The organism is uncultured Thiohalocapsa sp. (assembly GCF_913062725.1).
Lineage (GTDB): Bacteria > Pseudomonadota > Gammaproteobacteria > Chromatiales > Chromatiaceae > Thiohalocapsa.
Genome location: NZ_CAJXWY010000054.1, coordinates 1 through 20,866, shown reverse-complemented (window position 1 = coordinate 20,866; position 20,866 = coordinate 1). Strand labels below are relative to the sequence as shown.

Here is a 20,866-nt window from a genome sequence, read left to right as displayed (position 1 = left end):
AATCGCAGCGCAACAGCGCGCCGCAGCACGGCGTTTGAGTGGGGCCCTGACAGGGCGCACAATGCCGGCGGCCGGCACGGCGGGTCGCGCGGCGCTGGGGATTCCGACGACGGGCAAGGTAGGGCTTGACGATGAACTGGGGGCTACGGTGACGACACAGGGCACTTGGGACCACTACGCCTGCGAAGGCTTTTATGACGAGTTGATGCAGGCCCCCGGCATGCCCCGCACCGGCTGCGAGGCGCTCGCGGCTGACCTGGAGGCCCTCGGTGGCGACGAGCTCGCCGCCCGCCAGCGGGCCGCGGAGGCCACCATCAAGGAAATGGGCATCACCTTCACGGTGTACTCCGAAGAGGGCGGCATGATCGACCGGGCCTGGCCCTTCGACGTGATCCCGCGGGCGATTCCGGAGCAGGAGTGGCGCCGGGTGGAAGCGGGGCTCAAGCAGCGCGTGCAGGCGCTGAATCTGTTCATCGATGACCTCTACCACGATCAGCGCATCGTCGCCGATAAGGTCTTTCCGCAGTCGGTGTTATCGAAATCCGTGAATTTCCGGCCCCAATGCGTGGGCGTGGACCCGCCGCTCGGCATCTGGGCGCACATCTGCGGCTCGGACCTGGTGCGCGACCGCGACGGGACCATCTATGTGCTCGAAGACAACCTGCGGGTGCCCTCCGGCGTGTCGTACATGCTCGAGAACCGGCTGGTCACCAAGCGCGTGCTGCCGGAGCTGTTCGAGCATTACGCCCCGCTGCCGGTGGATGACTACCCGAGCCAGCTGTTCGATACCCTGGCGGCGCTGTCACCCAGGCCGGCGGAATATCCCGAAGTCGTCGTGCTGACGCCCGGCATCTACAACGCCGCCTATTTCGAGCATGCCTATCTCGCCCAGCAGATGGGTGCCGAGCTGGTGGAGGGGCGCGATCTGTTCGTCGGTGATGACGACTGTTGCTACATGCGCACCGTCGACGGCCCCGCGCGGGTGGATGTCATCTATCGGCGCATCGACGACCTGTTTCTGGACCCCGAGGCGTTTCAGCCCGACTCCATCCTCGGCGTGCCGGGTTTGCTGCGGGCCTGGAAAGCGGGCAACGTCGCCCTGGCCAACGCCCCGGGTGCGGGTGTGGCGGACGATAAAGTGGTCTACGCCTTCGTGCCTGAGATCATCAAGTACTACCTGGATCAGGACCCGATCATCCCAAACGTGCCGACCTACCGCTGCATGGAGCCCGAGGCGCTGGCGTATGTGTTGGAGCACATCGCCGAGCTGGTGGTGAAGCCCGCCAACGAGTCCGGCGGCTACGGCATGATCGTCGGCCCGGCGGCGACCCAGGCCGAGCGCAGCCAATTCGTCCAGCGGGTGAAGAAGGACCCGCGCAACTACATCGCCCAGCCCACCCTCGGCATCTCCACGGTGCCCACCATCGTCAAACAGACCCTGGAGCCGCGCCACGTGGATCTGCGTCCGTTCATCCTCTCCGCCGACCGGCAGAGTGTGACCATGGGTGGGCTCACCCGCGTGGCCCTGCGCAAGGGCTCGCTGGTGGTGAACTCCTCCCAGGGGGGCGGCAGCAAGGACACCTGGATCATCCCCGAGGGTGCCGGCGCACAGTCCCAGGCCGAGGCCCAGTCGTTCGCGCAGTCCCAATCCCAATCCCAATCCCAATCCCAATCCCAATCCCAGACCCAGAAGACCTAGTGCTGGGCTCGGCTGCGGTGACTGACGGATCGGCAGCCGTCGCCTGAGCCAGTCGCCCGACCGCGCCTCCAGATCAGCAGGAAACCCGCACATGCTCTCCCGCGTCGCCGAGAACCTCTATTGGCTCGCCCGCTATGTCGAGCGCGCCGAGGACACTGCCCGCATTGTCACCGTCAACGCCAACCTCCTGCTGGACCTGCCCAAGGGCGTGGCACCCGGCTGGCGGCCGCTGGTGGATATCACCGGCGCCAATGCCCTGTTCGAGGAATACTACAAGGACTACGGCGAGCGTCAGGTGGTGCGCTTTTTGCTCGGCGACGAGCGTCATGCCGGCTCCATCGTCACCGTGCTCGCCGCCGCGCGCGAGAACTGCCGCACCATCCGGGACAGTGTACCGCGGGAGTTCTGGGAGCAGATCAACGGGCTGCACCTGTTCGCCGCCGGCGAGCTGCAAAAGGGCCTGGCCAAGACCGGTCGTCACGCCTATCTGCGCGAGCTGGTGCTGCGCTGCCAGACCCTGGCGGGCTTGCTCGATGGCACCATGCTGCATGACCAGGGCTTCGAGTTCCTGCGGCTCGGGCGCTATCTGGAGCGCGCCGACATGACCACCCGCATCGCCGATGTGCAGTCCGCCAACCTGCTGCCGCAGACCGATGAGGGGCGTCCCTACGACAACATTCAGTGGGTGAGCGTGCTCAAGTCCATGACCGCTTACCAAATGTACCGCCGCAGCGAGCAGATCCGTGTGCAGCGCGGCCCGGTGCTGCGGTTCATTTTCAAGAATCCGCAGTTTCCGCGCTCGGTGCGCTGGTGTATCGAGCACGCGCGCTCGGGTCTGGAGCGTCTGCCGCGCAACGACACGTCGCTGCGCGAGGTGGGACGCATCGCCCGGCTGCTGGATGGGGCCGACCTGCCGGCGCTGAGCCAGGCGCAGCTCCACCAGTTCGTCGACGATGTGCAGCTCGGCATCGCGGCACTGCACGACGAGATCGCCGCCACCTGGTTCCCGCCGCCGTCGGTGGTGGAGCCGTAGGGGGCACCCCGGTCGCCCGACAATCGCATCCAAGCCGGCGCCGCAGCCAACCGGAGCAGACCGGCGGCTCACAAAGGCCCTTTCCGTTTTCTGTCGTTCGTGTATTATTGCGGGTTTCCCTGCGCCCGGCGCAGCGCTACGCCTGCTCGCGCCAGCGGTGGCGGATCGAGCGGTGCGGAGCCAGGATCTTCAGCAGTCCAACAAGCAGCTCAACCGGACATCACAAGATGGTCAAGATTCGCCTTTCCCGTGGCGGCGCCAAGAAGAAGCCGTTCTACCAGATCGTCGTCGCGGACATTCGCCGTGGTCGCGACGGTCGCAACATCGAGCGCATCGGGTTCTTCGACCCCTGCGCCAAGGGCGGCGCCGAGCGCCTGCGTCTCGATCGTGCCCGCGCCCAGCACTGGATCAGCCAGGGAGCGCAGCCCACCGAGCGCGTGGCGCACCTGATCAAAGAGGCGGCCAAGCAGGCGGAGGCGTCCGCGCTGGAGGCCTAGGGTCCGCGCTCGGCGTCGGCTTGCGCTGCGGCTGCGATGGCCTCGGCTGTGGGCACCGGGCAGCATGCCGGCGGCGGGCTGGATGCCCAAGACACCCACGAGCCGCGGAGCGAACGGGGCGCCGGGGCGAGCGAAGGACCGGGCAATGGCTCGGGTGCTGCGCCCAGTGGCCAACCCAGTGCCCAACCCAGTGCCGGGCATCGGCGCATCGCGCTGGGTCGCATCGGCTCACCGCACGGGGTACGGGGCTGGGTGCGGGTGTTCTCAGACACCGCGCCGCCGGAGAATATCCTCGCGTACCAGCCGTGGCTGGTGGGCGGGCGCGAAGTCGCGGTCGTCGCCGGACATCGCCATGGCAAGGCGCTGATCGCGCAGCTGGCCGGCTGCGACGATCGGGATGCGGCGGAGGCCCTCAAGGGTCAGACCATCGCCGTGCGGCGCGAGCAGCTGCCGCCGCCGCGGGCAGACGAATTTTACTGGGTGGATCTGGAAGGACTCGCCGTGTGCACCTGCGATGGCGTCCAGCTCGGCCGGGTGAGTCACCTGCTGGCCACCGGCGCCAACGACGTGCTGGTGGTCCAGGGCGAGCGCGAGCGGCTGCTGCCCTTCGTCTGGGAACAGGTCGTTCGGGACGTGGATTTCGCAGGGGGTCGAATCCTGGTGGACTGGGATCCTGATTTCTAACGCCGATGCTGGACTGCGACCGGCGCCGGCGGTCAGATCGGGGCCCCGGGTCGGGGTCCAAATCGGGGTCATCGATGCGTTTCGACGTCGTCACCTTATTCCCGGCGCAGTTTCGCATCCTCAGTGCCGAGGGTGTCGTCGCCCGCGCCCTGTCCCGGGGCTTGGCGACACTGACAACCTGGAATCCACGGGACTTCGCCACGGATGCGCAGCGCACCGTCGATGATCGCCCCTACGGCGGCGGACCCGGCATGGTCATGAAGGTGGAGCCGCTGCGGGCGGCCATCGACGCTGCGAAAGCGGCCGCCGCGGCGGCGGGCTGCGCCAGCCGGGTCGCCTACCTGAGTCCACAGGGGCGACGGCTGACCCAGGCGGACATGCGCCACATCGCATCCGCACCGGGCTGGATTTTGCTTGCGGGCCGCTACGAGGGCGTCGATGAGCGCCTCATCGAGGCCTGCGTCGACGAGGAATGGTCCATCGGCGACTATGTGCTGAGCGGTGGCGAGCTGGCGGCGATGGTGGTGATGGATGCGGTGATCAGGCTGCTGCCCGGGGCACTCGGTCATGCGGATTCGGCGGCGCAGGACTCCCATGGCGATGGCCTGCTGGACTGTCCGCACTACACCCGCCCTGAGATGGTGGATGGACACAGGGTACCGGCGGTTTTGCTGAGCGGCGACCATGCCGCCATCGCCCGCTGGCGGCGGCGGCAGGCCCTTGGGCGCACCTGGGAGCGGCGCCCGGATTTGCTGCGGGCCCGCGGTTTGAGCGCGGCAGACCAGGCATTATTGGACGACTTCATGCGGGACCGCGGCGGTCCCGATCCGGAACAGGCTGCGGAACAGGAGCCATAGCGAACATGAGCAACATTATCGAAGAGCTCGAGCGGGAGCAGATGGGCAAGTCCGTGCCGGACTTCGCCCCCGGCGACACGGTGGTCGTGCAGGTGCGCGTCACCGAGGGTAACCGCGAGCGCCTGCAGGCGTTCGAGGGCGTTTGCATCGCCAAGCGCAACCGCGGGCTGAACTCTGCCTTCACGGTACGCAAGATTTCCCACGGCGAGGGGGTGGAGCGGGTATTCCAAACCTACAGCCCGGCGGTGGCGGACATCCAGGTGAAACGCCGCGGCGATGTGCGACGTGCCAAGCTCTACTACCTGCGCGGGCGTACCGGCAAGGCGGCGCGTATCAAAGAAAAGGTCGGCCCCCGCGCGGGCAGCTGACCACCGGCGGCCGTGGCGGGTGGCGCTGCCCGTGCGCCGCCGCCACCCCGCCGCCACCGCCGATCTGCGTGGGTCAACCTTTGTCCGAGACCTTTTACTGGCACGACTACGAGACCTGGGGCAGCGCCCCGGCCGTCGATCGCCCCTGTCAGTTCGCCGGGCTGCGCACCGACACCGAGCTCAATGCCATCGGCGAGCCCCTGGTGATCTTCGCCCGGCCCGCCGATGATCTGCTGCCGCAGCCCGACGCCTGTCTGATCACCGGCATCACACCCCAGCGTGCGGCGCAGGAGGGCCTGCCGGAAGCGGTGTTTGCCCGCGCCATCGAGCGTGAGCTGGCCGTGCCGGGTACCTGCGGCGTCGGCTACAACAGCCTGCGCTTCGACGACGAAATCACCCGCCACCTGTTCTACCGCAACCTGCTGCCGCCCTACGCCCACACGCACCGCAACGGTAACTCCCGCTGGGATCTGATCGACGTCCTGCGTCTTGCCCATGCCCTGCGCCCGGGGGGCATCCAGTGGCCGGAACGCGAGCCCGGCGTTACCTCCTTCAAGCTGGAAGATCTCACCGCCGCCAACGCCGTGGCGCATGCGGGCGCCCACGATGCGCTGGCCGACGTGCGCGCCACCATCGCCATGGCGCGCCTGCTGAAGGCCGCCCAGCCGCGGCTCTTCGACTATGCGCTGACGCTGCGCTCGCGCAAGGTGGTGGACGACCTCATCGACCGCGGCGAGCCGCTGCTGCACGTCTCCCAACGCTTTCCCGCCGCGCAGGGCTGTATCGCACCCGTGCTGATGGTGGCCGGCGCCGAGGACAACCCCAAGCAGCGTTGGTGCTTCGATCTGCGCGCCGACCCGACGCTGCTGTTGGACCTGTCCGCGGATGAGATTCGCGCCCGAGTCTTTGCCGCCAGCGACGCGCTGCCCGAGGGTGTCGAGCGCATCCCCCTGAAGGGGCTCAAGACCAACGCCGTGCCCATGCTCGCACCCATCAAGACCCTGGATGCCGAGGCCGCGGCGCGCTGGGACATCGACGTCGCCACGGTCAGCGCCCATGCGGCCGTCATTCGCCAACATGCCGATGCCATCGCCGCCAAGGTGCGCGAAGTCCATCGGCGCGAGCCGGATACGGGCCCGCGGGATGCCGAGCGCATGCTCTACGGCGGCGGCTTCTTCGCCGACGCCGACGTCCGTGAAATGGCCCGGCTGCATGACCTGAGCCCGCAGGCGCTCGCCGGCGAGCACCCCCGCTTCCAAGACCCGCGGCTGGCGACGTTGCTGTTTCGGATGCGCGCGCGCAACTGGCCCGAGACGCTCACCGAGGCCGAGCGTGAGGACTGGGATGCCTGGCGCTTCGAGCGCCTGACCGACCCCGAACAGGGCGCCTCCATCGCCATCGACGCCTTCGAGGGGCGCCTCGCCGAGCTGGCCGAGGCCCACGCCGACGACCCGGCCAAGCAACGGCTGCTGGCGGCGCTGGCGCAGTGGGGTGAGCGGGTGATGGACGCCGGCGTGTAGCGCCCGCCCGCCGCGCGCGCCCCGCGGCCGCGGCGCCGGCGGCGTCTCAGGTACCGCAGAAGGTCTGGTGCACCACTTCATGCGCCGCCGGAGGATTGCGGTATTCGGCGTGCTCGGCATGATCCTCGTACGGCCGGGAGACCACCGCCAGTAACTGCTCCAGCGGTGTCAGGTCGCCGCCCTGGGTGGCGGCGTCGATGACCGCCTGCACGCGGTGATTGCGCGGAATATAGGCCGGATTCAGCGCGCGCATGCGGGCCTGGCGCTCGGCGTCGAGCTCGTTGTGCGGGGTCAGCCTGGCCTGCCATCGGCTCGCCCAGTCGTCGAAGGCGGCGGGCTCGGCGAACAGGCTGCGGACGGGCTCGAGCGTGCCCGGGTCGTCGGGGCTGGCGTCGCTCAACAGGCGGAAGGTGTTGGTGAAGTCCGCGCCGTGTTGGGCCATGCGCCCGAGGAGGTCGGTCACCAGCTCATCGTCGGCGCCGGTGTCGGTGCCGGGGTCGTCCGTGAGGCCGATCTTGGCGCGCAGGCCGCCGTAGTAGGCGGGCTCGAAGGCCTGGCCGTAGGCGTCGAGGGCCGTGCGCGCCTTGGTCTTGGCGGCGTCCATGTCGTCGTCCAGCAGCGGCAGCAGGCAGTTGGCCAGCTGGGTGAGGTTCCACAGGCCGATGCTCGGCTGCTGGCCGTAGGCGTAGCGGCCGAAGCGGTCGATGGAGCTGTAGACCTGGTTGGGGTCGTAGGCGTCCATGAAGGCGCAGGGGCCGTAATCGATGGTCTCGCCGGACAGCGCCATGTTGTCGGTGTTCATGACGCCGTGGATGAAGCCCACCAGCAGCCAGCGGGCGATGAGCTCGCCCTGGCGGGCGGCGACGGCGGCGAGCAGCGCCGCGTAGGGCTCGGCGTCGTCGGCCAGCGTGGGATAGTGACGCTGGATCAGGTAGTCCGCGAGGGTGCGCACGGCGTCGGTGTCGCCGCGGCGGGCGAAGTATTCGAAGGTGCCGACGCGCATGTGGCTCGCTGCGACGCGCGCGAGGATGGCGCCGGGCTCCGGGCGCTCGCGGAACACGGGCTCGCCGGTGGCGACCATGCCGAGGGCGCGGGTGGTGGGGATGCCGAGGCCGTGCATGGCCTCGCCCAAGATGTACTCGCGCAGCACGGGGCCGAGCGCGGCGCGGCCGTCACCTGAGCGCGAAAAGGGCGTGCGCCCGGCGCCCTTGAGCTGGACGTCGCGGCGGTGTCCGTGGCGGTCGATGACTTCGCCCAGCAGAATGGCGCGGCCGTCGCCCAGGCTCGGCACGAAGTTGCCGAACTGGTGCCCCGCATAGGCCATGGCGATGGGGCGGGCCGTCGCCGGCAGCCGGTTGCCGGCGAGCATGGCCACGCCGTCGGCGCTCGCCAGCCAGTGGGCGTCCAGTTGCAGGTCCGCCGCCAGCGCCCGATTCAGGCGCAGCAGGGCGGGCTCGGCGACGGCTGTCGGTGCGATGTCGGCATAGAAATGCCCGGGCAGCCCGGCGTAGCTGTGCTCGAAGGCTGGCAGCGGAGAGGGAGCGGGCGCGGCGGCGGTGCTCGGTCTGGTCATGAAGGATCCTTGGCTTCTGCGGGCGGCTATTCCCGACTCATTTGCTCAGATCTAGCAAAGTGCGGACCCTGCCTGGAGGGGACAATGCCCGCATCGTGCCCGCATCGTGCCTGGGCCACGGGGCTTCGCGCCGCTGTTCAGCCCCAGCATTGGCGGGGCAAGGGCCCGCCGGCGCCGATGCCCATCATGCTGGATGGTGATCCGCGCGCACGGCATTGCGTCCGGCCGCCTTGGCCGCGTAGAGGGCGTCATCGGCCCGCTTGAGCGCGGTATCGAGGGTGTCATCGGGCACGAACTGCGCGACGCCGAAGCTCGACGTCACGCGGCCGACGTCCTGGAACTCTTCCCCTTCGATCAGCGCGCGCAGTCTCTCCGCGGCCTCCTGGGCCTGTGCGATATCGCAGTGGGGAAGCACCACGGCGAATTCATCGCCGCCTAAGCGCGCGGGCACATCAATCGCTCGCAGGTGCGCACGGATGCGCCGGGTCAGCTCCGCCAGGACGTGATCCCCCGCCTGGTGTCCGTGGGTGTCGTTGATGGATTTGAAATGATCGATGTCGAACAGCATGAGCGACAAGGGTTCGCCGTAGCGATGCAGGCGCTCTGCTTCGGTCAGGACAGCCTGCTCGAACGACCAGCGATTGTGGACGCCCGTCAGTCGGTCCGTGGTGGCGAGCGCCTTCAGTTCCAAATTGGTTGCCTTGAGCGCCTGATTGGCGATCTCCACCTCCTCTTTGGCGGCGATCAGTGCCTGCTCGGCGCGCACGCGGTCGGTGAGCAACCGCCGCTCCGTCTGTCTGCGCGCGGTGATGTCGACGAACGCGGTAATCAGCATGTCATCGATGACTGAGGCGCTGATCATCACATCGCGCGCCGCACCGCCTTTGCAGATCACCTTGAGCTCGCGCCCGTCGATTTGGCCATCCCCCGTTGTGGCCTCGGCGATCGCGGCGTCCCAGGAGGCCATGGCCTCGGCTCGGTCGGCCGCGTCGGGATAGGCAAGCCTCGCCCAATCCGCGACGGTCGGTATGTCCTCGAGGGTGTAGCCGAAAGCGCGCAGGAACTGTCGATTGACGTACAACACGCGGCGTGGGGGCGTGAGCGATGTGACGGCAACGGCCGTTGGCAGATGTTCCAACAGCGCGCGCTGCTGGTTTTGGACGGCCAGCGATGGGATCTCGGCCCGCCTGCGGGCCGAGACATCGATCATCACGCCGTGCCAGACGAGCTGTCCGGTCTCGGTACTGCGAGGATGACATTCGATTGCCACCCAAACGATCTCGCCGCGCACCAGCAGCCGGCCTTCCCAGCTGAACGCGACCCGCTCGGCCAAGGCTCGCCGATGGCTATTGAACACGCTTTGGCGATCGTCTGGATGAATACGCTCAATGGCCAAGCCCTGATCGGCCATGAACTGCGCTCGGCTCAGGCCGTACAGCTGAAGCCAGCGGTCGCTGACGAAGCTGAAGGCCATGCGACCGTCCGGCTGGATCTCGGCGATAGAGGTTGCCACCGCAAGAGCCTCGGCCGACTGGAGATCGGGTTGTATGGGGGGCTGTGGAGCCATGTGACAGGTCTGTCGATCCTGGCCGGGGAGTGGCCCGTCGCCGGCGTCCGCCCGGGCGGCGGCGGTCGCTGGCGGCAGGCGCCGGGGACGATCTGCGGCGAGGCCGCAGGCGTCGCTGCCGCTGTCGCCGCGGAGAAACGTTCCCGTGGCTGCCAAGCATTAGAGGATATTCCTGGATGCGCCTTTCCTGTGGCGCTGCCTGCCTTGCGACGCGCTCGTTCGGCGGGGTATCGCGGAGGCTCGTCGGGCCCTCGATATTCGTACACGCCTTCGGTTGGCTCCGCTGTCTTCAGCATAGCGGTAGCCACTGCGCAGTTTTGTGACGGCTGTCCGCAATGTGAGCGATAACCGCGAGCGAAGCCGCGGCAGACCGCGGTGGGTGTGCTGGTGCGTCCGGCCGGTTGCGTCCAGTGAGGTCTCTGTCCCGCAGACAACGGCGCAGCCCTGCTCGTCTGCCAGCGGCGCCGGCGCTCTCACCCCAGCACCCGGACATGCACGCGCCCCGCACCGTGCACGACGTCCGTCAGCCTCGCGGTCGGGCGTTGACGGCGTATCCCATCCCCGCGAGCTCGACCTCGTCTTGCTCCTCGGTGGATACCGAAACCAGATCCTACGCTGGCTGGACGGACCAATGGGGCGATGTCTGGGCGGGTCTCAGTCCAGAGATGCTCGGCCCGCAGCATCGGCGTCAGTCAGAGGCCGCAGCCGATGAGCGCGAGCCCGCCGCCACTCCCGTTGTTGACGGGTTCGGTGCCCTCCGGCCGGAAGGACGCGGTCTATGAGCCCCTTAGCGCGAGCATAGACTGGGCGCTGGCAAGTCAGTGCTGTCGTGGGCGCTGGATGTATGGAATCGCGGGGGTATTCAGGCGATGGCCCGGCGGAAGGCACGGGCCGCATGTACTCTACTGAGATTCCGAGGAGTCGCCATGGGCGGCATGCCCGTGCCGCCGCAGCACCTGCCGGGCTTACTGCTCGGGCTGGTCGGTGTCGGCGCCGGCTTCAGCGGCGTCGGCCTCGGGCTCCGGCGCCTTCTGCTTCGGCGGCTCGACGAGTCCCTCGGCGCGGAGAATGGCGGCCTTGTCGTCGCCGTTCACCCATTGCTTGGTCTTCATGTCCTTGACCGCATGCCGCCCGGAGCGTTTTTTGTAGATGCGGTGGGTGTCGGTCTTCTTGAGCTGTTCCATCGTTCGTCGGTCTCGCTTGGATGACTGCTGGGATGATTGCTGAGGTGACTGGGTGGGGCCGGTCCCGGCCGGGGTGAATCCTGGTTGGGCTGGGTTCTGGTTTGGCTGGGTTCTGGTTGGGCTGGGTTCTGGGTGGGCCAGATGTGCGCTGGCACGGATCAGGCAGGCGCTGCCGTGGCGGCGTCCGGTGCATGCAGGATGGTCTCCATGGCCGTCGCGCGCACGGGCTGCGTCAGCACGGCATGCAGTGGAAAGCGCGCCGCGAGCAGCGGCACGTAGCGGGCCTGGTCCGGCGCCACCAGTACGATCACCCGCGCCGCCGGTGCATGCTTTTGCAGACTCGACAGAAACACATCCAGGTTGCTGACATTGGCCCCGGCGTAGTTGTTGCCGAAGCCGTAAAAGAACTCCGCGACCACCCATGCGGGTGTCACCCGCTTCAGCGCCTGGATGGCCTTGCGCTGCGACGGCAGCCGCATCTCCGCGAGACCGAGGCGACGGTAGAGGTCCGACAGGCGCGGGTGGGTGGGCGCCTCGACGATTGAGAACAGGGTCGGCACCGGGCCAGGCTCAGCGGCGCTCGTCGTCTTCGAGGCGGTCCCAGTGCCGGTCTTCGCCTTCATCCAGGTAGGGGGGCGGCTCGTCGATGCGCTCCACGTCCACTTCGAATTTTGCCAGCAGTGCCGCGATGGCGCCGACGGCGGCGATCACCGGCGCCAGCAATGTCAGCGCGCCGCCGACGGCGATACCCGCCGTGAGCGGCACCTCGAGGAGCGCCTCGCCGCTGGGGCGCCGGATGATGAGCCGGCGCACATTGCCGTCGGCGATGAGTTGCTTGACGAAATCCACCAGCTCGTGGCCGGCGATGCTGAAACGCTCGGTGATGGTGCGCTTGCCTTTGCTCATGCTCTCGGTTGCTCGGGCTCGGGACTGGGTGGGCGCGGAAAATACATCACTATAACCGAGATTCATCGCCGCGGGCGACACCGCATCGCTCAGCTGCCCGGGCTGCGACAGAAGCGCTGCAGCCGGGGGGCATCGGGGCCGACGGCTTCGTCCGAGGGCAGGGGTGCCGCCGGATCGCGAATCCAGTGCGCGATGTCGTGGCGCACCCTGGCGCCCTGGAGATCGCGCGCCAGCATGTGCCAGCCGTGGCGGTAAAGCGCCAGCTGGAGGCCGTCGGCGTTCGCCGGCAGCCGCTCGAGCATGCGGCAAAAGGCGGCCGGCGGGATGATGCGGTCATGCTCGCCATAGAGCAGCAGCACCGGGCCATGCAACCGCTCGACGCCGGCGACCGCCCGGTCCATCAAATTGGTCACGCCCCAGAGCGCATCCACGCGCGCGCCCTTCAGCACCAGTGGGTCCGCGCCCATGTCGCGCAGCATCTCCATGTTGTCGGAAGGGTGGATCGGTACGCCCTCGCCGGTGAGCACCTTGCCCGGTGCGATGCGCACCGCGGTGTCCAGCGCCAGTCGTTGATACCAGGGCATGCTGTCGCGGCTCCAGACCGCCGGTGCGATCAGCACCAGCCCGTCGGCGTCCAGCGGCCTGTCGGCCAGGGCGGCGAGCACCACCGCGGCGCCCATGCTCTCGCCCATTACCACCAGCCTGGCCTGCGGGTGGCGCCGCCGCAGGGCGCGGATGAGCGCACGCAGGTCCGCGGTCAGCTGCCCGGCGCCGTGCCAGCGTCCGGTGAGCCGCCCGGCACCGAACCCGCGCTGGTCCACCGCATAGACGCGCACGCCGTCGGCGGACAAGCGCCGCGCCAGCGGCGCGAAGGCATGGCCATAGTCGTTGAAGCCGTGCAGCGCGAGTGCGACGGTCTCCGTTGCCGCGTCCACCGGCGGCCCCCAACGGCGCAGCGGCAGGCGAAAGCCATCCGGCATGCGCACGGATGCCGCGGTGAGCGCCGGTGTCAGCACCGGCTCCACGGTGCTCAGGGGCCGTGGACTGGCGCAGCCGAACAGACTCAAGGCGGCGGCCAGGGCCAGGGCCAGGCCCAGGGCCGCGGGCGCCTGGGCACAGCAGGGATGGCTCGGCCTTGGGCTTAGGCCGGCGCTCAGCCGGGAGCCGAGGGCGGTGCCCCAACCTCGGGCGGGGCTTCGCAGGAGCCCGATCGACCCCTCTGCGTTGGCATGCTTCATGGCGGTGGCGGTCGCCAGTCGAGAAAGTCGGCCAACGCCCGCTGGTAGTGGGGTTGGCTGTCCAGGAAGCCCTCGTTGTGGCCGCCGGTGAGGTCCACGAAGCGCTTCGGCGCATTGGCGGCGGCGAACAGGGCCCGACCCTGGTCGTAGGGCACCACGCCGTCGTCCGGGCTGTGCAGCACCAGCACCGGGGCCTGTACCTGCCCCATGCGGGTGGCCGTTGGAAAGTGGTAGCGCAGGGGCACGAGGCGGGCCAGCACTGGGTAGTGCCGTTTCGCCATGGCCCGGAGGTCCGCGAAGCTGGACTCGACGATGAGCGCGCCGGGGCGTACCCGTGCCGCCAGGGCGGCGGCGACGGCCCCGCCCAGGGAGCGGCCGAAGACCACGATGTCGGCGGGGGCGATGCCACGGTCGTGGGTCAGCCAGTGCCAGGCCGCATCCGCGTCCTGATACAGTCCGGCCTCGCTGGGCCGTCCGCCGCTTTGGCCGTAGCCGCGGTAATCGATGATGAGCACGTCGAGCCCGAGCTCGGCGAAGATCGCCACCGACGCCTCCCGGTGGGAGACATTGCCGGCGTTGCCGTGCAGGAACAGCAGCGTCTGCGGGCGTGCCCGCCGGCGCTGCGCAAACGGCGGCTGCGCGGGCACGAACCAGCCGTGCAGGCGCTCGCCGTCGGCGGTGGTGAGCCAGACATCCTCATAGTCCATGCCCCAATGCGCGGGATTGCCGATCAGCACCGGGAACGGACGGAACAGGAGCTTCGGCTGCAGCAGCCACACCAGCAATGCCAGAAGCAGCGCACCGGCGGCGATCTGGGCGGCGATGGAGAGCAGACTTGCGAGCATACGCATGGGTGAGGCGGCCCCGCCGATGACGTCGACGCCCCCGTCGCGGTCAATCGAGCAGCGCCAGCGGCCCCTCTTGCATCGCGGCGATCTGCTCGCGCAGGGACAGCACCTGATCCTGCCAGAAGCGCGGCTCGGCGAACCAGGGGAAGGCTTCGGGGAAGGCCGGATCTTCCCAGCGACGAGCGAGCCAGGCGGCGAAGTGAATCTGCCGCAGGGTGCGCAGGGCCTCCAGCAGGTGCAGCTCCCGGGGGTCGAAGTCGCGGAATTCCCGGTAGCCGGCGAGCACGGCGCCGAGCTGGCCGGCCATCTCGGCGCGCTCGCCCGCCAGCAGCATCCAGAGATCCTGGATGGCGGGGCCGGTGCGGGCGTCGTCGAGGTCCACGAAATGGCCGCCGGCGTCGGTCCAGAGGATATTGCCGCGGTGGCAATCGCCGTGCAGGCGCAGCTGGGTGACGGCCCCGGCGCGCTCGAAGCAGGCGTGCACTTCGCCCAGGGCCTGCTGCAGCACCGAGCGGTAGGCGGGCTCCAGCTCGGGCGGGACCCAGCCGGCGTCCAGCAGGTAGGCGCCGGGGGCCTCGCCGAAGCTGTGGATGGTGAGTGTGGGGCGGTGGCGGAAGGGCGCGGCGGCGCCGACGTTGTGCAGCCGCGCCAGCAGACGCCCGAGCCGGCGCAGCACCGCCGGATCGTCCAGCGCCGGGTCACGGCCGCCGCGGCGATGGGACAGTGACAAGCGCAGGTCCTGATGCCGAAAGAGCGTGCGCCCCTGGCGGGCGATTGGCGGCACCACCGGAATCTCGGCGTCCGCCAGGGCTTGGGCGAAGGCGTGCTCCTCCTGGATCTGTGCGTCGGTCCAGCGCCCGGCGCGATAGAACTTGGCGATGACGGGCGCCGCCTCGTGCAGGCCGACCTGGTAGACCCGATTCTCGTAACTGTTCAGCGCCAGCAGGCGTCCGTCGACGCTGAAACCGATGGACTCCACGGCGTCGAGCACCCGATCCGGCGTCAGATCGGCGTAGGGTCTGGGATCGGGCGCGGTGTCCGGGCGGGTCATGGCTGGACCGGGTTGGCGGTGTCGCCGGTGATCACCGCCGCTCGCGCGGTGCGCCCCATCTCGACTTCGGCGCGCCCGGCCATGGCGCGCACCACCGGCCCCAGCGTCAGGCCCTGGACCAGGATGGAGAAGACCACCACGCAATAGGTCACGGTCACCAGCAGGTCGCGGGTCTCGCCCTCCGGCAGGGACAGCGCCAGGGCCACCGAGATACCGCCGCGCAGCCCGCCCCAGGTGAGGATGGTCACCACCGCGGGCGAAAAGCTGCGAAAGCGGCGCATCATGGCAATGGGGAGGCCGGCACTGACGGCCCGCGCCAGCAGCACCAACGGGATGGTCAGCACGCCCGCCAGCACGTATTGCGCGCTTAGGGTCAGCACCAGGACCTCCAGGCCGATGAGCACGAAGAGCACGGCGTTGAGCGCCTCATCCACCAGCTCCCAGAAGTTGTCCAGGTGTTCCTGCGTCAGCTGCGACAGGGCGCCGCTGCGCCCATGGTTACCGATGAGCAGTCCGGCGACGACGACGGTGATGGGGGCGGAAATCGCCAGGTGCTCCGCCGCCGCGTAGCTGCCGGCGGCCAGCGCCAGCGTGATAAGCACTTCCACTTGATAGTTGTCGACGCGCCGCAGCATCAGGTAGGCCAGCGCGCCGGCGGCGAGGCCGAACGCCAGCCCGCCGATGGCCTCCTTGCCGAACAGCGCCAGCACGCCCGGTATCGTCAGCTGCTCCCCGCCGAAGGCGATCTCCGTCAGCACCAGGAAGGTCACCACGGCGACGCCATCGTTGAACAGCGACTCGCCGGTGATCTTGACCTCCAGGCTCTTCGGCGCCCCCGCGCGCTTGAGAATGCCAAGGACGGCGATGGGGTCGGTGGGTGCGATGAGGGCCCCGAGCAGCAGACAATAGATGTAGGGCACGTCCAGTCCCAGCAGCCAGAACAGCACGAACGCCGCCGTGCCCACCAGGAAGGTCGCAACGAGCACACCCACGGTGGCCAGCGTGGCGATGACCCATTTCTGCTCGGCGAGGTCGAACAGGTTGACGTGCAGCGCCCCGGCGAAGAGCAGAAAGCTCAGCATGCCGTGCAAGACCGCCACGTCGAAGTCGATGCCGTCCAGCATCACCCGGGCGTCGCGCTCCAGGCCGTCGCTGCCGGGGATGGGCAGCAGCAGCGCCAGCGACACCAGCAGCGCGATGAGCATCAGCCCGATGGCCGTGGGCAGTTTCAGGTAGCGATGGTTGAGCCAGCTGAACACCGCCGACAGGGTGATCAGGATCGCGACGATGTCGAAAAGGGCCATGACGGTCTCGGCTCCGGCTCGCTGGGGTACGGGGTGGCGGTGCTTGGGCGGGCGATATCATCGCATGCGGGGGCCGGCAAGGTCGCAGTCTGGGCCTGGTCAGCGCCAACGGCTTCAGTCGTGCGCCGGCGCTGCGCGCTCGTTGGCGGCGGCGGCGAGCGCCACCCGCAGGGACAGATCTTCCAGCAATTGGTCGATGTGCGCCTGCACCGCGGGCAGCGCCGCCAGTGTTGCCGCGTAGGGCGAGCGCCCGCAGTGCCAGCCCCGGCTGTCGATGCTGCCGATGACCACGCGGGCGGGGAGGGGGTAGGGGTGTGCCGCCTGGCCGCGCTGGCTGGCGAGCAACAGGCGCACGCGTGCGCGTTCCGTGACGGCTTGGGCGCGACGGTCGCGGTCGAAGCCGCAGAAGCGCACCAGATAGCGTCGGGGGCAGTCCGGGTCGGGTGTCAGCTCGAGAAAGCTCGATCCACCGAGACCAAGACGACGGGGTTTCAGCGCGACGGGCATGGCGCGGCTCCGTTGGGCGATGCGCCACAAGATTAGGCGAGGCGCGAGCTGACTACAACGATGGACCACCGCCGTGGTGCCGGATGCTAATGTAGACGATTCATCAAGAGGGCAACACTATGAACGACGTACGCATCATCCATGTCGACGACGCACTCCACGCTCAGACCGACATGCGCCCGGGCACCCGTATGGTGCAGGTCGCAGTGCCCACCGATCGTCCCGTGACCGTGCACGCGCTGGTCAACGCCAAGATGCTCCAGCAGTGCCGCATCTGGGATGCCGCCGGCCACATGCATTTCGAGTGGCAGGGCCGCGGCGATCAGCGCACCATCGGCGCCGGCTCGCGGACCTTTGAGCACACGCCGATCAACGTCGCTTGCATGGCGCTGCAGACCGACCACTGGGTGGTGAGCGACCTCAACGTCTGCGCCGAGAGCGAAGAGGGGGAGCGTCGGGTCGTCATCAACTGCGAGGACGGGGGCGACTTCCCAGGCAGTTGGGACGACCTCATCGTGCGCTTCAGCTGGACCGAAGATTGAGCGCCGCGACGGCTGTGTGACGGCGGCTCGAGTGCCGTCGCCGCGTGCGGCGCACCGCCCAACCGGACTTGACAGTCACTGCATTTCCCACTAATAGTCATAAGCACTAGAGACTTAGAATACACTGTGGGGAAGTTACTTCAATGCTGCAGTCTGACGTTCCGGCGACGTTCGTCGAGCGAGCGGTCGTCCTGGCGCTGCTCGTCCTGTTGGGTGGCTGCGGCGCTACGCCGTCGCGGACGGTGAGCATCGGCGGCGAGCTGTTGGATCTCACCGGGCTGGATGAGCAGCGTGTCAGCGTCGTCACGGCAGCGCTGTCTCAGGTGGGCACACCCTATGTCTATGGCGGCTCAGACCCGAGCGAGGGTCTGGATTGCAGCGGCCTGACCCAGTTCGCCCATGCCGCCGCGGGTGTGCGCATCCCCCGCATCTCCACCGAGCAGCGCGCGGCGGCGCGGCCGGTTCGCCGCAGCCCGGCACCCGGTGATCTCGTGTTCTTCAGGACCGGACCGTCGCAGTATCACGTTGGCCTCATGATCGATGGCCAGCGCTTCGTGCATGCCTCCACGTCCAAGCGGCGCGTACGCCTGGCGAGCCTGTCCAACGACTACTGGCGCCGGCGTTATTTGGGTGCGGGCACGTATCTGTGAGCCCCCGCATGCGCCGCAGTGCACGGCAGTACCCGGCGGCGACCTCTGCGCTGCAACCCAAGCCCAGTCGCGTTGTCATATCCCACAGACCGCCAGGGCAGATGGTGCACGGATTCGCCTTTTTCGGGCGCTTGTTGCAAAATGCGCGGCGGACTGGGGCGAGCGCCCCACAGGTCGGCAAGCGCCAGCCAGCGAATCTCTGGTCACCGCACCCCCGATCACTGCTTCCATCCACGTCAGAAGGAGACGTCAGAATGTCCGATAAGCCACTGAACAAGAGCCGTCGCGACGCCGTAAAGACCATGCTCGGCGGCCTGGCTGCCGTGCCGGTGATGAACCTGGTCGCCACCGCCGCCGCCTACGCGCAGGACCTGCCGGCCGTCGATCCAGCAACGGACCCGACCGCACAAGCGCTCAAGTACGTTGCCGACGCAACCCAGGCCGATCGCGCCGGCGCCGCCCGCCCGGGTTTGCCGGCGGCCGAGCAGGTTTGCAACAACTGTCAGTTCCATCAGGCCTATGCCGAAGACGGCTGGGTCGCCTGCACGCTGTTCCCCGGCAAAAAGGTCGCCGCCGGGGGCTGGTGCACCTCCTGGACCAAGCAGGCCTGACGCCTAACAGGCCCGACAGTTGCCGCGGCGCCCGGGCATCACGCCCGGCTCGCCGTCACGTGCCGGCCCGCTCGGGCCGGCACACCCACAACCGATACCGACGGCCGCACCATCCCACCGCGGCACCCTCCCGCCCATGCTTTCGGCGCGTGCTTCGGCGCGGCTGGCTCCATCCGGCCCGCGGCCACGGCACCAGGACGACGCCACGACCCTGATCCCGACCGTCCGCCACCGCCTCCGGGCGCTGACTCCCAAGCCCACGCCGCCCAGCGCAGGGCGTTGCGCACCGACGCACATGCGCGCGCACCCATCCGCTGACGAGCCGCCCGCCGACGGCTGCCGCCGGCATTGATGCAGCGCAGCACAAACGACGGGCGAGCCCTTTAGCCGCGGCGATGTCGGTCGTATCATCGAATACTAAATTATGTCGCCGGCGCCGCAGGCCGTCGTGTCGTCACCACCGTCGGCTCGGCGCGCTATCGGCTGGATCCATCTCCGGAGTTTCGCAACCATGGGCCAAGCTGTACCCCTGCGCCTGTCTCCCGTGCTGATTCGCGCCGCCGTCTGGAGCCTCATCGGCATGATCTATACGCCGTTGTACCTGGTGTTGCGCGAACTGCTCGCACCCGCGCTCGACGGTTTTGCCGGCGTGGCCGCCGCCGCCGCCGCCGGCGGTATCGGCGCGGTCTTCTACGGCGCCCGACAACTCGCGCTCACCGCAAGCGTCATTGGTACTGGCTGTGCGGTGGTGGCCATGGCCATCGCCGGTGCAGATGTCGGGCCCTGGCGCTTGAGTCTCGCGGCCGCCCTGCTGAGCCTCGCCGTGGGCTTTCTGGTGCAGTTTCCGCATCGCTGCACAGCCGATGTGGGCATCAAGGCGTTGGCCGGTCTCGCAACGGGCGCCTTCTCGGCGGCGCTGCTACTGGCGGCGGAGCACTGGCTTGCGATACGGCTGCCACCGGCTGCGGATACGGCCTTCCTCGTCTCCGTTACGGGTGTGCTCTATGTGAGCGTCCTGGTGGCGAGGCCTGTGCGTGTGCGTGGCCGCGGGCGCTTTTGTAATGTCAGCGAAGGGCTGGTGATTGCCGTGATCGCAGTGGCAGCCGCCAACGGTCTCGCCGCGTTCGCCGGCATTTTCGCCGTCGCCGACACGGGTGCACTGACCAACGCCCTGCTGCGGGTGACGGGTGTTTTGCCGGCGGCGCTGGTGGCCGCCATGTTCGCCGGAGCGGTGGCCGGTGGTCTGCTGGAGTTGTTCGAGTTCGATTGGGTGGATCGCGTTTGACATGGTATCCGCGCTTGCGCCGATGCCTGCACGGGCGCACTCTAGAACGTCGTGCGCACCGTCGCTGTCAGTCCCCATCGCCCGTGCGCTTGCCGCCCCTCTTGCCACCTCGTGTCGATGAAACGCTCCAAGAGCAGTCAGCGCTGGCTCCAGCGCCAGGCCAGCGACCCCTACGTCCGTCGCTCCAAAACCGATGGCTATCGGTCGCGCGCGGCCTACAAGCTCCTGGAAATCGATCAAAAAGATCGGCTGCTGCGTCCGGGACTCTGTGTCGTGGATCTGGGTGCCGCCCCCGGGGGCTGGTCGCAGGTCGCGGTGCAGGCCCTGAGCCACCGCGGCCGGGTACTGGCATTGGATCTGCTCGCGATGCCCCCCATCGAAGGGGTCGATATGATCACCGGCGATTTCCACGACGAAACCGTGCTGGCGCAGGCACTGGCCTGGCTCGACGATGGCGACCCGGGGGGCAGGGCAGACCTTGTGCTTTCCGACATGGCCCCAAACGTGTCCGGAACGAAGGCGGTCGATCAGCCCCGATCCATGCTGCTGGTCGAGCTGGCCATGGATTTCGCCGAGCAGACCCTGAAACCCGGCGGCAACTTGGTCGTCAAAGCCTTCCAAGGCGAGGGCTTCGACGCCACATTGGGACATCTACGCGGGCGTTTCGACAAGGTCGTCTGCCGCAAGCCGGAGGCGTCCCGCAGCCAGAGCCGAGAGACCTATTTTGTGGCAAAAGGGTTTCGGGTCGGTTAGGGTTCACCAACGAACCGATACAGCCCACAGCAACCACGCCGTCGGCGGTGCCCCGGTCCTGCATTCCAGGTTCTGCATCAGGCCCCGCGCGTCCGCGACTGAAGAGGCATAGGCCGTGAGTGACATGGCAAAAAATCTGATTCTCTGGGTGGTCATCGCCATCGTGCTGATGTCCGTATTCAACAACTT

The 20,866-nt window shown here is 68.5% G+C and carries 23 protein-coding genes; 12 read left to right on the top strand and 11 right to left on the bottom strand.

Translation table 11 applies throughout. The features are described 5' to 3' along the window. Positions 1-205 precede the first annotated feature (205 nt). From QZ588_RS14015 to sbcB, 7 genes are all read left to right on the top strand, one after another. Positions 206-1,699 (top strand): circularly permuted type 2 ATP-grasp protein, encoded by a 1,494-nt coding sequence (locus QZ588_RS14015; protein ID WP_295543570.1) that lies wholly within the window; start codon positions 206-208, stop codon positions 1,697-1,699. A 91-nt stretch (positions 1,700-1,790) separates the two neighbouring features. Then, positions 1,791-2,732 (top strand): alpha-E domain-containing protein, encoded by a 942-nt coding sequence (locus QZ588_RS14010; protein ID WP_295543562.1) that lies wholly within the window; start codon positions 1,791-1,793, stop codon positions 2,730-2,732. Between the two features lie 227 nt (positions 2,733-2,959). Continuing rightward, a complete protein-coding gene (gene rpsP, locus QZ588_RS14005; protein ID WP_295543561.1) occupies positions 2,960-3,229 on the top strand; it encodes a 30S ribosomal protein S16 in 270 nt (89 codons plus the stop codon). 36 nt (positions 3,230-3,265) lie between these two features. Beyond that, positions 3,266-3,913 carry a ribosome maturation factor RimM gene (rimM, locus tag QZ588_RS14000; RefSeq protein ID WP_366929578.1) on the top strand — a complete coding sequence of 216 codons (648 nt, stop codon included), beginning with the start codon at positions 3,266-3,268 and terminating at the stop codon, positions 3,911-3,913. A gap of 74 nt (positions 3,914-3,987) precedes the next feature. Continuing rightward, positions 3,988-4,770, top strand: coding sequence for a tRNA (guanosine(37)-N1)-methyltransferase TrmD (trmD, locus tag QZ588_RS13995; RefSeq protein WP_295543560.1), 783 nt, complete (start codon positions 3,988-3,990; stop codon positions 4,768-4,770). Between the two features lie 5 nt (positions 4,771-4,775). After that, positions 4,776-5,138, top strand: coding sequence for a 50S ribosomal protein L19 (rplS, locus tag QZ588_RS13990; RefSeq protein ID WP_295543559.1), 363 nt, complete (start codon positions 4,776-4,778; stop codon positions 5,136-5,138). A gap of 80 nt (positions 5,139-5,218) precedes the next feature. Then, positions 5,219-6,658 (top strand): exodeoxyribonuclease I, encoded by a 1,440-nt coding sequence (sbcB, locus tag QZ588_RS13985; RefSeq protein WP_295543558.1) that lies wholly within the window; start codon positions 5,219-5,221, stop codon positions 6,656-6,658. Positions 6,659-6,704: 46 nt separating this feature from the next. Here the strand turns inward: sbcB and QZ588_RS13980 are convergent, their stop codons facing one another. From QZ588_RS13980 to QZ588_RS13935, 10 genes are all read right to left on the bottom strand, one after another. Continuing rightward, positions 6,705-8,231, bottom strand: a complete 1,527-nt coding sequence (locus QZ588_RS13980; RefSeq protein WP_295543557.1) for a YdiU family protein — start codon at positions 8,229-8,231, stop codon at positions 6,705-6,707. Positions 8,232-8,415: 184 nt separating this feature from the next. Further along, positions 8,416-9,705: a diguanylate cyclase gene (locus QZ588_RS13975; protein ID WP_295543556.1), complete on the bottom strand. Its 1,290-nt coding sequence runs from the start codon at positions 9,703-9,705 to the stop codon at positions 8,416-8,418. Positions 9,706-10,763: 1,058 nt separating this feature from the next. Then, a complete protein-coding gene (locus QZ588_RS13970) occupies positions 10,764-10,982 on the bottom strand; it encodes a hypothetical protein (protein ID WP_295543555.1) in 219 nt (72 codons plus the stop codon). A gap of 158 nt (positions 10,983-11,140) precedes the next feature. Continuing rightward, positions 11,141-11,542 (bottom strand): hypothetical protein, encoded by a 402-nt coding sequence (locus QZ588_RS13965; RefSeq protein WP_295543554.1) that lies wholly within the window; start codon positions 11,540-11,542, stop codon positions 11,141-11,143. A 10-nt stretch (positions 11,543-11,552) separates the two neighbouring features. Beyond that, a complete protein-coding gene (locus QZ588_RS13960; RefSeq protein WP_295543553.1) occupies positions 11,553-11,888 on the bottom strand; it encodes a DUF4342 domain-containing protein in 336 nt (111 codons plus the stop codon). A gap of 89 nt (positions 11,889-11,977) precedes the next feature. Continuing rightward, a complete protein-coding gene (locus QZ588_RS13955) occupies positions 11,978-13,126 on the bottom strand; it encodes an alpha/beta fold hydrolase (protein ID WP_295543552.1) in 1,149 nt (382 codons plus the stop codon). Then, a complete protein-coding gene (locus QZ588_RS13950) occupies positions 13,123-13,977 on the bottom strand; it encodes an alpha/beta hydrolase (RefSeq protein WP_295543551.1) in 855 nt (284 codons plus the stop codon). The genes QZ588_RS13955 and QZ588_RS13950 overlap by 4 nt, the downstream gene beginning before the upstream one ends. Before the next feature lie 43 nt (positions 13,978-14,020). Further along, positions 14,021-15,025 (bottom strand): serine/threonine protein kinase, encoded by a 1,005-nt coding sequence (locus QZ588_RS13945; RefSeq protein WP_295543550.1) that lies wholly within the window; start codon positions 15,023-15,025, stop codon positions 14,021-14,023. Further along, complete coding sequence (locus QZ588_RS13940) at positions 15,022-16,329, bottom strand: sodium:proton antiporter (protein ID WP_295543549.1); 1,308 nt, start codon at positions 16,327-16,329, stop codon at positions 15,022-15,024. The genes QZ588_RS13945 and QZ588_RS13940 overlap by 4 nt, the downstream gene beginning before the upstream one ends. 114 nt (positions 16,330-16,443) lie before the next feature. Then, positions 16,444-16,836, bottom strand: coding sequence for a hypothetical protein (locus QZ588_RS13935; RefSeq protein ID WP_295543548.1), 393 nt, complete (start codon positions 16,834-16,836; stop codon positions 16,444-16,446). 119 nt (positions 16,837-16,955) lie between these two features. Here QZ588_RS13935 and QZ588_RS13930 point away from each other — a divergent pair, with 119 nt between their 5' ends. The 5 genes from QZ588_RS13930 to QZ588_RS13910 all read left to right on the top strand — a co-directional run bounded on the left by QZ588_RS13930 (position 16,956) and on the right by QZ588_RS13910 (position 20,677). Beyond that, positions 16,956-17,378 carry a hypothetical protein gene (locus QZ588_RS13930; protein WP_295543547.1) on the top strand — a complete coding sequence of 141 codons (423 nt, stop codon included), beginning with the start codon at positions 16,956-16,958 and terminating at the stop codon, positions 17,376-17,378. Between the two features lie 143 nt (positions 17,379-17,521). Beyond that, positions 17,522-18,028 carry a C40 family peptidase gene (locus tag QZ588_RS13925; protein WP_366929577.1) on the top strand — a complete coding sequence of 169 codons (507 nt, stop codon included), beginning with the start codon at positions 17,522-17,524 and terminating at the stop codon, positions 18,026-18,028. 254 nt (positions 18,029-18,282) lie between these two features. After that, positions 18,283-18,639, top strand: a complete 357-nt coding sequence (locus tag QZ588_RS13920; RefSeq protein ID WP_295543546.1) for a high-potential iron-sulfur protein — start codon at positions 18,283-18,285, stop codon at positions 18,637-18,639. Between the two features lie 511 nt (positions 18,640-19,150). Next, positions 19,151-19,924: a hypothetical protein gene (locus QZ588_RS13915; protein WP_295543545.1), complete on the top strand. Its 774-nt coding sequence runs from the start codon at positions 19,151-19,153 to the stop codon at positions 19,922-19,924. Between the two features lie 117 nt (positions 19,925-20,041). Next, complete coding sequence (locus QZ588_RS13910; protein WP_295543544.1) at positions 20,042-20,677, top strand: RlmE family RNA methyltransferase; 636 nt, start codon at positions 20,042-20,044, stop codon at positions 20,675-20,677. A gap of 3 nt (positions 20,678-20,680) precedes the next feature. Here the strand turns inward: QZ588_RS13910 and QZ588_RS13905 are convergent. Continuing rightward, positions 20,681-20,866: hypothetical protein (locus tag QZ588_RS13905; RefSeq protein WP_295543543.1), on the bottom strand; the 186-nt coding region annotated here is incomplete at its 5' end.